The organism is Mesorhizobium huakuii (genome assembly GCF_014189455.1).
In the GTDB taxonomy this organism is placed as follows: Bacteria; Pseudomonadota; Alphaproteobacteria; order Rhizobiales; family Rhizobiaceae; genus Mesorhizobium; species Mesorhizobium huakuii_A.
On record NZ_CP050296.1, the window covers coordinates 1,134,294 to 1,149,891 of the forward strand.

Genomic DNA, 15,598 nt, shown 5'->3' on the forward strand with positions numbered 1-15,598 from the left:
GGAAAAGTCTGAAACGGCTTTCCGCTGACGCTTGAAACGAAAAAGGGCGCCAATCGGCGCCCTCAACTCTTCGCAGAGATAAAACTCAACTCAGCTGTCGAGGAAGCTGCGCAGCTTGCGGCTCCGGCTCGGGTGCTTGAGCTTGCGCAGCGCCTTGGCTTCGATCTGGCGGATACGCTCGCGGGTGACCGAGAACTGCTGGCCGACTTCTTCCAGCGTATGGTCGGTGTTCATGCCGATGCCGAAGCGCATGCGCAGCACGCGCTCCTCGCGTGGCGTCAGCGAGGCCAGAACGCGCGTCGTGGTCTCGCGCAGATTGGCCTGGATCGCCGCGTCGATCGGCAGGATCGCCATCTTGTCCTCGATGAAATCGCCCAGATGCGAATCCTCCTCGTCGCCGACAGGCGTTTCGAGCGAGATCGGCTCCTTGGCGATCTTCAACACCTTGCGCACTTTTTCGAGCGGCATGGCGAGCTTTTCGGCCAGTTCCTCCGGCGTCGGTTCGCGGCCGATCTCGTGCAGCATCTGGCGCGAGGTGCGCACGATCTTGTTGATCGTCTCGATCATGTGCACCGGAATGCGGATGGTGCGCGCCTGGTCGGCGATCGAACGCGTGATCGCCTGCCGGATCCACCATGTCGCGTAGGTCGAGAACTTGTAGCCACGGCGGTATTCGAACTTATCGACCGCCTTCATCAGGCCGATATTGCCTTCCTGGATCAGGTCGAGGAACTGCAGGCCGCGGTTGGTGTATTTCTTGGCGATGGAGATGACGAGGCGCAGATTGGCCTCGACCATTTCCTTCTTGGCGATCGCGGCTTCGCGCTCGCCCTTCTGCACCTGGTTGACGATCTTGCGGAATTCCAGGATCGAGATCGCCGTTTCGGTGGCCAGGTGCTGGATCTCGGCACGCAGGTCCTTGATCGCATCCTTCTCGTTCTTGGTGAATTCCTTCCAGCCGCGCGAGGTCAGATTGCCGATCGCGCGCGTCCAGTTCGGGTCGAGCTCGGAGCCCTGATATTCCTTCAGGAACTCCTCGCGGCGCACGCCATAGCTTTCGGCCAGCCGCAAGAGCTTGCCCTCGTTCTGCACCAGGCGCTTGTTGATGTCGTAGAGCTGCTCGACCAGCGCCTCGATGCGCGCGGTGTTGAGCGAAAGCGACTTCACCGCCTTGATCAGCTGGTCCTTCAACTCCTTCAGCCGGCGGTCCTGGCTGGGCGACAACGTGCCGGCGGCGGCCAGGCGGTTCTCGACCTGCTGGTCCTGCAGCTTGCGCAGCTTCTTGTAGGTGTCGGCGATGACGTCGAGCGTCTCCATCACCTGCGGGCGCAGTTCGGCTTCCATCGCCGCCAGCGACAGGCTCGCCTCGTCCTCGTCTTCCTCGTCATCATCCCCGATGCCGCGCGTATCGGCGCCGACATTGGTGATGTCGTCTTCCTCGTCGCGTCCACGGCGCGACTTTTCCTCGGGCTTGGGCGCTTCCTCGATGCGCTCGACCACCGGCGCCTGCTTGGCTTCGGGGCCGGCATAGGTGGCTTCAAGATCGATGATCTCGCGCAGCAGGATCTTGGATTCGTTGAGCTCGTCGCGCCAGATGATGATGGCCTGGAAGGTCAGCGGGCTTTCGCACAGGCCCGCAATCATCGTCTCGCGGCCGGCCTCGATACGCTTGGCGATCGCGATTTCGCCTTCGCGCGACAGAAGCTCGACCGAGCCCATCTCGCGCAGATACATGCGCACCGGATCGTCGGTGCGGTCGGTCGGCTCTTTCTTGGTGGTGGTGGCGGCGACCGCCGTGCCGGTCTGTTCGGCCAGCTCGTTGGCGTCTTCCTCGGCATCGGCCGCGGTGTCGCCGGCCTCGGCCTCTTCACCCTGCTCGTCATCCTCGACGACGTTGATGCCCATGTCGGACAGCATCGCCATCGTGTCCTCGATCTGCTCGGAGGTCACTTCCTCGGAAGGCAGCACCGAATTCAGCTCGTCCATCGTGACATAGCCGCGCTTCTTGGCGGCCTTGATCATCTTCTTGACAGCATCATCGGAAAGGTCGAGCAGAGGGCCATCGGTGGCGCCTTCGCGTTCGGTCTCGACCTCTTCCTTTTCCTTAGTCGCCATTTTTTTTATCTTCTCCAAGCGGCTGCCATCGAAGCCGCATAAACTGTCGGACCAGTCAAAACCGGATGTGCTCGCTTAAAAACGCGCTTTCACCGGGCCGGTAGCCGCATCTACCTTGTTTGGTACACGTCGTTGCCCAAAGCTGGTTTCCCCTTTTGGGCGACATGCATTAAGTCCAGATTAACCCTGATATCTGTGGCAGGCTGCCTGCCTGTCCAGTCACCAGTACCTCACATCGCTCATTTCCCGTCGGCGCGGGTGCGGGTTAACGTTTCGAATCGTCCTGATTCCGCCATTCTGTCAGAAGGTCAAGCGCCTCTGGCATGATTCGCATGAAAAAAGCGAATCAATTACCCGACTTAGCGCGCCTCGCCCCCTTGGGAAGCCCAGCCACGCTCTCATTCTTGCATTCAGCTGCACTTAGGCTCGCCCGGCCCTGCCCGACGAAACGCCGAATCCTTCGATCAGCGCTTCCGTCGCCTGTACATCCTGAAATTGCGCCTGAATTTCGATCAGATGGCGGAAGTTTTCGTCCGAGGGATCTGCTTCGAGCGCCGCTTCCGCCTGTTTCAGTTCCTTATGTAAGGTGCGCGCGCTGCGCTGCAAGTGCAGTGCCTGGTTCAGAGCGTCGCGGGCGTCGTCGAGTGCCGCCGTCTCCAGCGCCGGCCATTGCCGCGCCCGCCGGATCAGGCCGACGGCGCGCTCCCAGATCTCGGCGCAGCCGGCACGCTCGATCGTCGCCACCACGGCGTGGCGGTCATTGGCCGTGTCATGCGCCATCGCGTCAAGGATGGCGGCATGCAGCCGCTGCAGATCGGAATTGGCAAGGTCGAGAAATTCGACATGGGCGAAATTCTCGTCGATCAGCGGTGGATGGTTGACCAGGGCCACGATGATCGTCGCCTCGCGCACCGACATGCCCTCGCTGCCGCGCTTGACCAGCGCCGACTGGCCGAGGCTTTCGGTGATTGCCATGCGGCCGCCGCCAGGCTTGGCGAATTGGCCGCCGGGTGCGGCTGCCTTGCCCTGCCCCGGTTTCCAGTCCTGGCGCCCTTGCCGCGCATCGCGCTGCAAGCCGAAGAAGCTCTTTTCCCGCTCACGCATTTCCTGCTGGTAGTGATAGCGCGTGCTTTCGTCGCGGATGCGGCTGGCGAGTTCCCGCAGCGTCTTTCCCAGTTCCGCCCGCCGCTCCGGCGTGTCGAAGACACCACCCGCCGTCTCGCGCATCCACAACAGGTCGACCAGCGGCCGCGCATCGGCAAGCACGGCACGGAAAGCGTCCGGCCCCTCGGCCTTGACCAGGTCGTCGGGATCCTTGCCTTCCGGCAGCAGCGCGAAGCGCGCCGAGCGCCCGGCCTGCACCGAGGGTAATGCCAGATCCGCGGCACGCCACGCCGCCTTCAGCCCGGCCTTGTCGCCGTCGAAGCACAGCATCGGTTCGGGCGCCATACGCCAAAGCAATTCCAGCTGGTTTTCGGTAAGCGCGGTGCCGAGCGGCGCCACGACATTCTCGAAGCCGGCCTGTGCTAGCGCGATCACGTCCATGTAGCCTTCGACGGCGATGACCGTGCCGCCTTTCGCGAGCGCCTTGCGGGCACGGGCGAAATTGTAGAGCACATTGCCCTTGTGGAAGAGCTCGGTGTCGGGCGAGTTCATGTATTTGGCCAGCGCATCGGCCGCCAGCGCCCGGCCGCCAAAGGCGATGATCTTGCCGCGCGAATCCGGGATCGGAAACATGATGCGGTCGCGGAACCAGTCATAGGAGACCGGAATGTCGTCGCCATGCCGCACCAGCCCGCAGGCTTCGATATCGGCTTTCGGCACGCCTTTTGCGGCGAGATGCTCCTTCAGAGCATTGCGGCTGTCGGGCGCGAAGCCGAGCCGGAACGACTGCTGCGTCGCTGGCGTCAGCCCGCGATCCCTGAGATACGCGCGGGCTTTGGCTCCCTCCGGTCCCTGCAGCCGCTCCTGGAAGAAGGCGGTCGCCATTTCCATGACGTCGGTCAGGCTGGCGCGCTCTTTCTCGCGCCGTTCCTCCCGCTCGTCGCGCACCGGCATTGGCACGCCGGCCATGTCGGCGATCTTCTCGACCGCCTCGGGAAAACTCATGCCGTCGAGTTCAGTGAGGAATTTGAAATGGTCGCCCGACACATCGCAGCCGAAACAATGGTAGCGGCCTTTCTTGTCCTCGCAGTGGAAGGACGGGCTTTTCTCGCCATGGAAGGGACAGCAGGCCCAATAGTCGCCGCGCGACGCATTGGTCTTCTTACGATCCCACGCGACGCGTTGGCCGATAACCGATGAAATCGGCACGCGGTCGCGGATCTCGTCGAGAAAGGCGGGCGGAAAGCGCATTGAGGGAACTCGTTTCCCCACCATATAATCATGCCGGCGAAATCCGACGACCCCCAATACGGGCCATACCCGGTTTCCACAGGGCAAAAAGAAAGGCGGCCGTTGCGGGCCGCCCTTCCTTCTCAGTCCAGCTGCCGGAACTTACTGCGCGGCAAGCGCGCCGAAGATGACGCCCGACAGGATGCCGACCAGCACATAGTCGTTGCCGACGCGGATCCATTCCTGGCCGCGGCCGGGGCGATGTAGGCCGTAGCGGCCATAGTCGCGGATCGGCCGGTGCTGCCTCCAGCCCGAATACTTCTGGCCGTTGCGCCAGTGGTTGCGCTTCACGACGACCTTCTTCTTGAAGACGCGCTTCCTCACATCGTTGTGGTGGCCGGGCTTCTGCCAGTCGACCTTGGTGTAATTCGACTGCGGCGCGACCGGCGCGTTCATCGGCGCGGCCTGGCCGGTAAGCGACGTGGCGGCGAGCATCGCGACAGCGAGAGCAGAAAGAACAATGCGTTTCATGGGAAGTCTCCTTGGTTGTCGATGCCCCGAGGAATAGCGGCCAGGGGATGAACCGAAACTGAATGGGAGCATTACAATTACGTAATGAAATCTTCTACTTATTCCTGATATTTGAACATCATCGCAAAGTTGACAGCGAGCAGCGCGGCCGACGCGGCCGATCCGCCGTGATGCCACCGACCGGCGATGCAACCATTTGCGCATCCGTCCATTTTCCGACACGCCCTGTCGCGCACCAACAGCCCCTTGAAATCGACAAAATTTTATTATCCGGCTAAAATATTCCGGCTATTATCCACGGCTGCCATGACCATGATTCGTACCCTTGTTTTCTCTCCTGATCGCCACGATGTCCGCATCGTGGGCGCCATTCGCATGCAGGCGCCTCAATGAGCGGTTCCGTCGTCCTTCTGCATCTGGCCGGCGCGGTCGCGCTGATGCTGTTTGCCACCCGAATGGTCAAGACCGGCGTCGAGCGCGCTTATGGCGACGTGCTGCGCCACAGGCTGCGCGCAACCATGCGCAATCCGATCATGGCGGTGCTGGCCGGCACAGGCCTCGCCATCGCCCTGCAAAGTTCGACCGCGGTGACGCTGCTGGTCGGCTCCTTCGCCGGTTCCGGCATCGTCTCGGGTGCCGCCGGCCAATTGGCCGTGCGCGGCGCCGAGATCGGCTCGGCGCTCGTGGTCAAGCTTTTGACCTTCGATCTCACGCTGCTGGTGCCGCTCTGCCTGATCACCGGCACGGTGATGTTCATGGCCACCGAGCGGCGCGACTGGCGCCAGACCGGCCGCATCCTGGTCGGCATCGGCCTGTTGATCCTGTCGCTGGAAATGATCGGCCAGGCATCCGAGCCGCTGCGCAACAGCCAGCTGATGCCGGTCATCATCAACTACTTCTCCAGCGATTCCATCACCGCCTATCTCTTGGCTGCGCTGATCACCTGGCTGTTCCAGTCGAGCATCGCGGCGGTGCTTTTGATGGCGACGCTGGCCGGCCGCGCCTGATCAGCCCGGAACTCGGCGTCGTCCTCATCCTCGGCGTCAATCTCGGCTCCTCGATCATCGCGCCGATGCTGACGCGCTCGACCGGCCCCGCCGTGCGCGTCGTGCCGATCGGCAATCTGCTGATGCGCGGGCTGGGCTCGCTGGTCATGCTGATCCTGTTCATGATCGTCCGCCCGCATGTCGGCTTCCTCGGCGCGACGGCGGCGGACCAGATCGTCAACGCCCACATCCTGTTCAACGTCATCATCCTGCTTGCCGGCCTGCCGCTGGCCGGCTTCGTCTATCGCGCTTCGGAGAAGATCGTGGCGCTCGGCACCAAGCCGGCGCCGGCCGCCTCGCTCGACGTCATCGAGTTGTCGGCGCTCAACGAGAGCGCGCTCGATGTGCCGAGCCAGGCACTGGCCAACGCCACGCGCGAGGTGGTGCGGGTCTGCGAGACGGTCGAGATCATGCTGAAGCGCATCATCGAGCTCTATGAGAGCGCCGACGCCGACAAGATCAAGGCACTTGCCGCCCTCGACGACCGCGTTGACCGCAAGCACGCGGCGATAAAACTCTACCTCGCCAAGGTCACCAAGAACCCGCTGACCGAGGACGAGGCGCTGCGCTGCCAGGAACTGATCGGCGCCTGCGTCAAGCTCGAGCAGGTCGGCGACATCATCGTGCGCAACATGCTGGTGCATGTGAAGAAGAAGATTGAACACGGGCTGGAATTCACCGACGAGGGCTGGAGCGAATTGTCCGCCTTCCACGCCTCGGTGCTGGCCAATGCAAGACTTGCCTTCAACGTCCTGGTCTCGCGCGACCCCGAAACGGCCCGCCAACTGGTGCTGGAGAAGGACCAGTTGCGCGACCGCGAGAAGGAAACCAGCGCCAGCCATTTCGTGCGGCTGCGCGAAGGCACCGCCAAAAGCGTCGAAACCAGCTCGATCCACCTCGACACCATCCGCGACCTGAAGCAGATCAACTCGCTGCTGGCCTCGATGGCCTACCCGGTGCTGGAAGAGCGCGGCCTGCTAACCGGGTCGCGGCTGAAGGCGAGCTGAGGCAAGCGCCGCTTTTCCCTTCTCCCCCTGTGGCAGAAGGTGGCCTCGCGAAGCGAGGTCGGATGAGGGGTGTTCCAGCTTGGCGAGGACGGCACTCCGTCACCCACCCCTCAACCGTCTCGGCGCTGCGCGCCGATCCACCTTCTCCCACAGGGGGAGAAGGAAGAACCGCCCCCCACCCCCCACTCAAGAAAACCTAGAGCGGTTCGCATTTAGGTTGACTTGTATCCGGCGCTTTCGATGTAGTTGTTACATTCATTTGAGGTGACGACGTCGAGGGTGCTGGCGATGGCGCTGTGTACGGCCTGGATGCTTCGCTTGGCGGCACGTCGCATGCAGTGCTTGAGCTTGGCGAAGAGCTTCTCGATTGGATTGAGATCTGGACTGTAAGGCGGCAGGAAGAAGAGCCGCGCACCGGCGGCCCTGACGATGTCGCGGACGGCTTGGCCCTTGTGAGATCCGAGATTGTCGAGAATGACGATGTCACCCGGCTTCAGGGTCTTGATGAGTTCGGTTTCGACATAGACACGGAAGGCCTGCGCATTGATGGGTCCGTCAATGACCCAAGGCGCCTCTACCCGATCATGCCGCAGTGCGGCGATGAAGGTCATCGTCTTCCAATGACCATATGGCGCGTGAGCCATCAGCCGCTTGCCGCGCACACCCCAGCCGCGCAACGGCGCCATGTTGGTCTTGACCCACGTTTCATCCAGGAAGACCAGGCGCGTTGGGTCAATGCGGGTCTGATAGCGCATCCATTGCGTCCGCCGACGCATCAGCTTTGGCTTGAGTTGCTCAGCCGGCAGAACGGTTTTTTTAAAACTCTTGCCCTCGCGATGCAGGAAGCGACCGACGCTGGCAGGGTGGATGATGAGACCCCGGTCAGCCAGTGCGGCCGTCAATTCATGAAGCGTTATGTTGGCATCCCGCTCGACCTCGCTCAGGACGAAGGCACGATGCTCCCCGTCAATCAGATAGGGTCGATGACCGCCCATCTTGCCGGGTGCCGCACTGCCCAGCCGACGCTTGCGCGCCGCCCACTTGATCACGCTCGAAACTGCCACCTTCAGTGCCGCGGCCACCTCTCGGCTCGTCTCGCCTTCTTCAAGGCGAGCCAACGCCCGTTCCCGCAAATCCATCGAATAAGGCTTGGCCATCTGTCCCGACCTCCAACGGTCAGAACATCGAATCTGATTTGCTCAGTCTTGGGAATCCCGATTCAGACAAAACGCGAACCGCTCTAAAGTCGCGACAAAATTTCTGGATTGCCTGTGCCGCCCATCCGTGGTTTGAGGCCGTTCCAGCCAAGGCTTTCCCCATGTCGCTTCCGCTTATCGCCCTGTTCATCGCCGCTTTTGCTTTCGGCACCACCGAATTCGTCATTGCCGGCGTTCTGCCGCAGGTAGCGGAGGGGCTTGGCGTCTCGGTTCCCTCGGCAGGCTATCTCGTCTCCGGCTATGCCTGCGGCATCGCCATTGGCGGCCCGCTGCTGGCGCTTGCGACCAAGTCGCTGCCGCGCAAAACCCTGCTGCTCGGCCTTGCCATCGCCTTCACCATCGGCCAGGCGGCCTGCGCACTGGCGCCAGACTTCACCTCGATGCTGCTGCTGCGCATTGCCGTGGCAGTCGCGCACGGCGCCTATTTCGGCGTCGCCATGGTGGTTGCCGTCGGCCTCGTTCCCGAGGACAAACGCGGCATGGCAGTGGCGGTCATCCTGTCAGGCCTCACCGTCTCCAACGTCATCGGCGTGCCGGCCGGCACCGCGATCGGCAACATCTGGGGCTGGCGCGCCACCTTCTGGGTGATGGGCGCGCTGGGCGTGGCGGCAACCCTTGCCATGGCAGCCCTTCTGCCGCGTACCGCTGGATATCAGGCCAAGCCCGCCGGCCTCGCCCGCGAGGTTCGCGTCCTGGCGCGCCAGCAGGTCTGGACGTCGCTGATCCTGATGCTGATGCTGATGCTCGGCCAGTTCTGCCTGTTCACCTACATCACGCCGACCCTGCTGGAGGTCACCGGGCTCGACGAGGACCTGGTGCCCTGGGTGCTGCTGCTCAACGGCGTCGGCGCCACCCTTGGCGTCTTCCTCGGCGGCAAGCTGTCGGACTGGAAGCTGATGCCCTCGCTGATCACCATGCTTGCCCTGCAGGCGGTGACGCTGGCGGTCATCTATGCCGTCAGCCCCTACCCCGTGCCGATGGTTGTCGCGATCGTCATCTGGGGCGGCCTCAACTTCGCCATCGGCACGCCGATCCAGACCCGCATCCTGGCGTGGACCGCAGATGCCTCCAACCTCGCCTCCTCGCTGATCCCGTCCGGCTTCAATGTCGGCATCGCGCTCGCCGCGTCACTGGGCGCCGCCATGCTCAATGCCGGCTACGGCTACCGCAGCCTGCCGGTCGTCGGCGCTTTGGCGATGCTGGTCGCCGTGGTGGTCGCAGTCGTCTCCCAGGTCTGGGAAGGGCGCAGCAACGCCACGCCACCGCTGACGGCACCCGCCGAGTAGCAGCTTCATCCCTTCGTCTCCTTCAACACGTCGATGAAAGCGCGTAGCGCCGGCGGCACCAGCCGGTGGCCAGGATAATAGAGGAACAGGCCGGGAATGGACGGACACCAATCGTCCAGCACAGTGACGAGCGCTCCCCGTTCGAGATAAGGCTTGGCGGATTTGTCCGAGATGTATGCGATCCCCATACCGCCGGCGGCTGCCTCGGCCATCAACTCCATATTGTCGAGCGTCAAGGCGCCGGGAACATCGATGGCGATCTCCTGGCCATGTTTTTCGAACTCCCAACGGTAGGGCTTGCCGCTCGGCAGACGGAACCGGATGCAGGCTTGATCCCTGAGATCGTCCGGCACGTTCGGGACCGGGCGGCCGGCGAGATAGGCTGGCGACGCGACAGCAATGAAGCGTGTCGGCCCGCCGAAGCGCACCGCGACCATATCCTGCGGCACGGCCTCGCCCAGGCGGATGCCAGCATCAAAGCCTTCGGCGACGATATCGACCAGTCTTCCCTCGGTGACGAGATCGAGCAAAACCTGGGGGGCAGCGCTGAAGAAAGGTCGGCACCACGGATCCAAGCAGCAACCGGGCACCGATTTCGCTGGTGTTGATCCGCAGCGTCCCTGACACAAGACCACGGAAGTCGTCGACCTCGGCCAGTGCCGCGTCGATATCCGACAAAAGCGGCCGCAGGCGCGTGACCAGCCGCTCGCCCGCCTCGGTGGGTGCCACGCTGCGCGTGGTGCGGTTGAGCAGGCGCACGCCCATGCCCCGCTCCAACGTCCTCATCATGTGGCTGAGCGTGGAAGGCGAAAGGCCGAGATCGTCGGCCGCCTTGCGGAAGCTGCGATGCGAGACAATCGCGGCGAGCGCTGTCAATTCGGGAAGTCCGGGCTTGCCATTCATGGGAAATCTTCATCAAGCTATATGAAATTGAACGGATAGTATCATGAGTTTGATGGCGTAGTCTTGGCCGAAGTCAGCAATGAAAGGACATTTCCATGACCAGGACATGGTTCATCACCGGCACCTCATCCGGCTTCGGACGGCTTTTGACGGAAAGGCTTCTGGCCCGTGGCGACTGTGTCGCCGCAACGGTGCGCAAACCGCAGGCGCTCGCCGATCTGAAGGCACACCATGGCGATCGCCTCTGGATCGCTTCGCTTGAAATGACCGACAGCGATGCGATCCGGGCAACGGTCGACAAGGCCTTTGGCGAGCTGGGGCGCATCGATGTCATCGTCAGCAACGCGGGTTACGGCCTGTTCGGCGCTGCCGAAGAACTGGACGACAGCCAGATCCGCGACCTGATCGATACCAATCTCATCGGCTCCATCCAGTTGATCCGGGCAGCACTGCCGAATCTGAGGAAACAGGGCGGCGGCCGCATCCTGCAAGTCTCCTCGGAGGGCGGACAGATGGCTTATCCCGGTTTCAGCCTCTATCATGCCACCAAATGGGGCATTGAAGGCTTTGTCGAATCCGTTCGGCAGGAGGTCGCGCCGTTCGGCATCGGCCTGACGCTCGTCGAGCCAGGCCCGACGCAGACGAATTTTGGCGCCAGCCTGGTCAGTTCCGGGCCGGCGGATGCCTATGCGAACACGCCGGTCGGCGACCTGCGCCGGGCTTTTTCCGAGGGTTCGTTCGACATCAAGGGAGATCCCGGCAAGATGGTCGAAGCGATGATCGCCTCGGTGGAGCAGGATCCCGCGCCACGACGATTGACCTTCGGCGCCGCCGCCTACGCCTCGATCCGCGGCGCGCTCCGGGGCAGGCTCGCGGAACTGGAGAACCAGAAAGACGCGGCACTCGCCATGGATATCCACCCCTGACGGCTGCCGCTGAACGGTGGCCTCCGACCCTTACCCGCGCCAGCGCAAGAGACGCATGGCGTTGGCAGTAACCAGCACGGTGGCGCCGGTGTCGGCCAGGATCGCCGGCCACAGGCCGGTGATGCCCAAAATGGTGGTGACCAGGAACACCGCCTTCAGCCCCAGCGCCACGGTGATGTTCTGGCCGATATTGGCCATCACCGCCCGCGACAGCCGCACCATGCGGGCAACGTCCATGACGCGGCCATGCAGGATCGCCGCATCGGCCGTCTCCAGCGCCACATCGGTGCCGCCGCCGATGGCGATGCCGATGTCGGCGGCGGCGAGCGCCGGCGCGTCGTTGATGCCGTCGCCGACCTTGGCCACCTTCAGCCCTTCGCGCTGCAATTCGCCGACGATGCGCTGCTTGTCCTGCGGCAGCAATTCCGCCCGCGCCTCGATGCCGAGCAAAGCGGCTATTGCCTCAGCCGTGCGGCGGTTGTCGCCGGTCAGCATCACCGTGCGGATGCCCTCGGCCTTGAGTGCCATGATGCCGGCCGCCGCATCCGGCCGCGGTTCGTCGCGCATGGCGATCAGCCCGGCCACCATGCCATCGGCGACCAGCACCGACATCGTCTTGCCCTGGCCGTTGAGGCTGTCGACGGCAAGACGCTGCGCTTGCGTCATGTCTGCGCGCTCGCCTGCCGCCGGGCCGGAGCCCAGGAAGACGGCCACGCCGCCGACGCTGCCCTCGACACCCTTGCCGGAGATCGCCTTTGCCGAGAGCGCCGGCGGCACCGGCGCCTTGTCGGCCTTGGCTCTGCCCAGGATCGCCACCGCCAACGGATGGCTGGAGCCCTGCTCGAGCGCGGCCGCCAGCGCCAGCACGCTGCGCTCATCGCGGCTGTAGGCGACGATGTCGGTAACGACAGGCTTGCCCGCTGTCAGCGTGCCGGTCTTGTCGAAGGCCACCGCCGTGATCCGGCGAAAGCCTTCGAGCACCGCACCGCCCTTCATCAGCAGGCCGCGCCGCGCGCCGGTCGCCAGCCCGGCGGCGATCGCCGCGGGCGTCGAGATGACCAGCGCGCAGGGGCAACCGATCAAAAGGATCGCCAGGCCCTTGTAGATCCATTCGTTCCAGTCACCGCCGGCGACGAGCGGCGGCAGCACGGCCACCAGCGCGCCGACCGCCAGAACGCCGGGCGTATAGGTGCGCGAAAAGCGATCGATGAAGCGCTCGGTCGGCGCCTTGGCCTCCTGCGCCTCCTCCACCAGGCGCACGACCCGGGCAATGGTGTTGTCGGAAGCGGCCGCCGTCACCCGCACCTTGAGCACGCCATCGCTGTTGATCGTGCCGGCGAAGACCGGTTCCGTGACACCCTTGCGCTTCGGCGTGCTTTCGCCGGTCACCGGCGCCTCGTCGATATCGCTCGAACCTTCGACAATCTCGCCATCGGCCGGGATGCGGTCGCCCGGCCGCACCACGATGACGTCGCCGACGCCAAGCTGTTCGGCGGGAACTTCAACCGTGCCGCCTCCCCGCTCGACCAGCGCCGTCTTCGGCACCAGACCGGCAAGGCCCTGGATGCTGGCCCGCGCACGGCCGGCGGCGACCCCTTCCAGCAGCTCGCCGATCAGGAACAGCACGACCACGGCTGCCGCTTCTTCCGTGGCGCCGATCATCACAGCACCGACAGCGGCGATGGTCATCAGCATCTCGATCGAGAACGGTGTGCCGGCCAAAGCCGCCATCAACGCGCGCCGCGCGATCGGCACCAGGCCAACCAGCAGCGCTGCCAGGAAGACCCAGCGCTCGGCCGACGGGAACAGGTGGCCCATGCCATGGGCGGCCAGAAGCGCTGCCGCACAAGCCAGCGTCAGCGCCGCGCGGCGGCTACGCCACCACGCCTGCCCCGGCTCGGCGTGGCTGTGGAGGTGGGATGACCCTGCGGCCTCTTCGGTGATTTGCTGGCCATGGTCATGGCCTTCGTGATCATGAGCGGCACGGTCATGCGCCTTGGCCGCTGGCCCACCGGTCCCGGCTCCCGCCTTGACGAGGCCGTAGCCCAGCCGCGCCACCTGCCGCAGCACCTTGTCGTCATTGAGCGGCCGGCCATGGCTGACCGTCATGCTGGCGCCGGTCACTGAAACCGAGACGTCGGCGACGCCGTCGAGGCGGCGTACCGCCGTGTCGATCTTGGCCGCGCAGGAAGCGCAATCCATGCCGCCGATCTTGAACCGTGTCTGCTTGAGAGGAGCCGTCATCGCATCACCTGTCTGCTCGTTTACCCGCGCGGCGATGCCGCCGCACGGGCCTTGAACCCTGATGTCAGGCACTGTAATTGCTCTAGTCACTAGAGCTTCAAGAGGCAAAATGCATGTTTTCGATCGGTGATCTTTCCCGCCGCACCGGGGTCAAGGTGCCGACCATCCGCTACTACGAGCAGATGGGCCTGGTCGCCGCGCCCGAGCGATCGGAAGGCAACCAGCGTCGCTACTCCAGGCAGGAGCTGGAACGGCTGGCCTTCATCCGCCACGCCCGCGACCTCGGCTTTGCCGTCGACGATATCCGCGCTCTGATCGAATTGAGCGGCCACCCTGAGCAGCCTTGCGGCCATGCCGACAAGATCGCCGAAGAACAGCTGATCTCCGTGCGCGAAAAGATCGCCCAGCTGAAGCGGCTGGAAACCGAACTGGAGCGCATCGCCTCCTGCTGCAACGGCAAGACGGTCGGCGACTGCTACGTCATCCGCGCGCTGTCCGATCATGCGCTGTGTGCCGACGAGCACGGGTAAGATGTCCCCTATTGTCGGAGCCGACGCTCGAAAATGAGGACAGGCTGCAGGCTGCCCAACCTCCAACCTACAGCTCGATCCGGAACCGTAAACTCTCGACCCCGCCATAGGCGGCGTCCTCGAAGAAGCGCTCGACGAGTTTGCCGCCATTGGCCAGGATTACCTTGTGCGAGGCCGGGTTGCCCGGCTTGGCGGTGATCTCGACATAGGGCAGGCCAACCGCCCTCGCCTCGTCGAGCATCAGCCGCAGGGCCTGCGTGGCGTAGCCGCGCCGCCGCTTCCACGGCACCACCGCATAGCCGATATGGCCAAGCACATGCGACGGCAGCGTCGCCGTGCCCTTCTGCCAGCGAAAGGCGATCGAGCCGGACGCCTCGCCATCCCAGATCCAGCGGCGGAAGCCCGGCAGGCGCGGCACTTGCGTGCCGTCGGGCAAGGTGATCGGGCCACCCCTGGCTTCGGGATCATCGAGGCTGGCCAGGAACGCCACCGGATCGTCCTCTATGGCCGCAAGCTGCTCGCGCGTCGCCTCCATGAGCCGAACATTGTCCGGCGACCAGCCACGCTCGAGCGCCGCCTTGTAGGACGGCAGATGTTCAAGCGCTGGTTTGACGATCTCGACCATGATCCATGCTCTCCAAGTAAGGCAGGGATAGCCTTCGCTGCCGGAGCGCTCAAGCCGTCTGGAAGCGGATCTCGCTCTGATCGCTTCAGCCCGCGTTTGCCAACGCGACCGCATCCGGGCCAGCCGGAAAGCGGAGTTGACCTGAAGTGTCGTGGACCGCGCCCAGACGGCTTCGGCGACGTCGCTTTCCCTGGTGATCAGCGCGGGCTGGGCGAAGGCAGCGAAGATCGGTGCCGCGAAATCGGCGTAGGCTTCGGGGATCATGTCTTCGATGCGCACTGAAGTGTTTTGCGTAAACCGCGTTGTTGGCGCGTATCCGGGCTCGACCAGCTTGGCGCGGATCCCGAAATAGCCGAGTTCGTGCGCGAGCGATCCGGTGAAACCCTCGATGGCCTGCTTGCTGGCGGTGTAGGCCGCCGCCAGGGGCATCGGTGCCAGCGTGGCGCTGGAGGTGACGTTGACGATCGCCCCGGACCGACGCGCGCGCATCTGCGGGATCACGGCCTGCGCCATCGCCATCACGCCAAGCGTATTGGTCTCGAAGACCTTGCGGATGTGCGACATCGTAGTCGCTTCAAAGGCGCCGACCACGCCGATGCCTGCATTGTTGACCAGAACATCGATCGGACCGGCGGCTTTGACCACCGCCGCGATGCTGGCCTCGCTGGTGACGTCCAGGGGCAGGATCCGCAGGCGCTCCGAGCGCGGCAGTATGTCCTCTCGCGGTGTCCGCATGGTGGCAATGACATTCCACCCGTTGGCGAGGAAATGGCGGGCCGTCTCGAGGCCGTAGCCAGAAGAACAGCCAGTGATCAGGATCGTTTGCATGGTAAG

At 64.1% G+C, this 15,598-nt stretch carries 9 protein-coding genes and 3 pseudogenes; 4 read left to right on the top strand and 8 right to left on the bottom strand.

The features are described 5' to 3' along the window. Nucleotides 1–90: 90 nt before the first annotated feature. The 3 genes from rpoD to HB778_RS05670 all read right to left on the bottom strand — a co-directional run bounded on the left by rpoD (nt 91) and on the right by HB778_RS05670 (nt 4,980). Complete coding sequence (gene rpoD, locus HB778_RS05660; protein WP_095201737.1) at nt 91–2,115, bottom strand: RNA polymerase sigma factor RpoD; 2,025 nt, start codon at nt 2,113–2,115, stop codon at nt 91–93. Between the two features lie 420 nt (nt 2,116–2,535). Continuing rightward, nucleotides 2,536–4,470, bottom strand: a complete 1,935-nt coding sequence (dnaG, locus tag HB778_RS05665; protein ID WP_183462188.1) for a DNA primase — start codon at nt 4,468–4,470, stop codon at nt 2,536–2,538. Between the two features lie 141 nt (nt 4,471–4,611). Further along, nucleotides 4,612–4,980 carry an RcnB family protein gene (locus tag HB778_RS05670; RefSeq protein WP_183462190.1) on the bottom strand — a complete coding sequence of 123 codons (369 nt, stop codon included), beginning with the start codon at nt 4,978–4,980 and terminating at the stop codon, nt 4,612–4,614. 389 nt (nt 4,981–5,369) lie between these two features. On the opposite strand from HB778_RS05670, the pseudogene HB778_RS05675 reads away from it, so the two are divergent. After that, a pseudogene (locus tag HB778_RS05675) lies at nt 5,370–7,033 on the top strand (Na/Pi cotransporter family protein). A 212-nt stretch (nt 7,034–7,245) separates the two neighbouring features. Here the strand turns inward: HB778_RS05675 and HB778_RS05680 are convergent. Continuing rightward, nucleotides 7,246–8,190: an IS630 family transposase gene (locus HB778_RS05680; RefSeq protein WP_183458765.1), complete on the bottom strand. Its 945-nt coding sequence runs from the start codon at nt 8,188–8,190 to the stop codon at nt 7,246–7,248. A 161-nt stretch (nt 8,191–8,351) separates the two neighbouring features. Here HB778_RS05680 and HB778_RS05685 point away from each other — a divergent pair, with 161 nt between their 5' ends. Then, complete coding sequence (locus HB778_RS05685) at nt 8,352–9,536, top strand: MFS transporter (protein WP_183462192.1); 1,185 nt, start codon at nt 8,352–8,354, stop codon at nt 9,534–9,536. Nucleotides 9,537–9,541: 5 nt separating this feature from the next. Here HB778_RS05685 and HB778_RS05690 read toward each other — a convergent pair. Continuing rightward, nucleotides 9,542–10,439, bottom strand: a pseudogene (locus HB778_RS05690) (LysR family transcriptional regulator). 95 nt (nt 10,440–10,534) lie between these two features. Between HB778_RS05690 and HB778_RS05695 the strand changes: the two are divergent. Continuing rightward, nucleotides 10,535–11,365 (top strand): SDR family oxidoreductase, encoded by an 831-nt coding sequence (locus tag HB778_RS05695; protein ID WP_183462194.1) that lies wholly within the window; start codon nt 10,535–10,537, stop codon nt 11,363–11,365. Between the two features lie 30 nt (nt 11,366–11,395). On the opposite strand, the gene HB778_RS05700 is transcribed toward HB778_RS05695, so the two are convergent. After that, a complete protein-coding gene (locus HB778_RS05700; protein ID WP_183462196.1) occupies nt 11,396–13,609 on the bottom strand; it encodes a heavy metal translocating P-type ATPase in 2,214 nt (737 codons plus the stop codon). A gap of 113 nt (nt 13,610–13,722) precedes the next feature. Between HB778_RS05700 and HB778_RS05705 the strand changes: the two genes are divergently transcribed. Next, nucleotides 13,723–14,139 (top strand): MerR family transcriptional regulator, encoded by a 417-nt coding sequence (locus HB778_RS05705; RefSeq protein ID WP_183462198.1) that lies wholly within the window; start codon nt 13,723–13,725, stop codon nt 14,137–14,139. A gap of 67 nt (nt 14,140–14,206) precedes the next feature. Here HB778_RS05705 and HB778_RS05710 read toward each other — a convergent pair whose 3' ends face one another. Beyond that, nucleotides 14,207–14,764, bottom strand: coding sequence for a GNAT family N-acetyltransferase (locus HB778_RS05710; protein WP_183462200.1), 558 nt, complete (start codon nt 14,762–14,764; stop codon nt 14,207–14,209). A gap of 85 nt (nt 14,765–14,849) precedes the next feature. After that, nucleotides 14,850–15,592: pseudogene (locus HB778_RS05715) on the bottom strand (SDR family oxidoreductase). Nucleotides 15,593–15,598: the final 6 nt, after the last annotated feature.

What these genes read in the sequence shown, in the direction of transcription:
- HB778_RS05680 (WP_183458765.1), bottom strand. Translation starts at nt 8,190, where the DNA reads ATGGCCAAGCCTTATTCGATGGATTTGCGGGAACGGGCGTTGGCTCGC.
- HB778_RS05685 (WP_183462192.1), top strand. Translation starts at nt 8,352, where the DNA reads ATGTCGCTTCCGCTTATCGCCCTGTTCATCGCCGCTTTTGCTTTCGGC.
- rpoD (WP_095201737.1), bottom strand. Translation starts at nt 2,115, where the DNA reads ATGGCGACTAAGGAAAAGGAAGAGGTCGAGACCGAACGCGAAGGCGCC.
- HB778_RS05670 (WP_183462190.1), bottom strand. Translation starts at nt 4,980, where the DNA reads ATGAAACGCATTGTTCTTTCTGCTCTCGCTGTCGCGATGCTCGCCGCC.
- HB778_RS05695 (WP_183462194.1), top strand. Translation starts at nt 10,535, where the DNA reads ATGACCAGGACATGGTTCATCACCGGCACCTCATCCGGCTTCGGACGG.
- HB778_RS05700 (WP_183462196.1), bottom strand. Translation starts at nt 13,609, where the DNA reads ATGACGGCTCCTCTCAAGCAGACACGGTTCAAGATCGGCGGCATGGAT.
- HB778_RS05710 (WP_183462200.1), bottom strand. Translation starts at nt 14,764, where the DNA reads ATGGTCGAGATCGTCAAACCAGCGCTTGAACATCTGCCGTCCTACAAG.
- dnaG (WP_183462188.1), bottom strand. Translation starts at nt 4,470, where the DNA reads ATGCGCTTTCCGCCCGCCTTTCTCGACGAGATCCGCGACCGCGTGCCG.
- HB778_RS05705 (WP_183462198.1), top strand. Translation starts at nt 13,723, where the DNA reads ATGTTTTCGATCGGTGATCTTTCCCGCCGCACCGGGGTCAAGGTGCCG.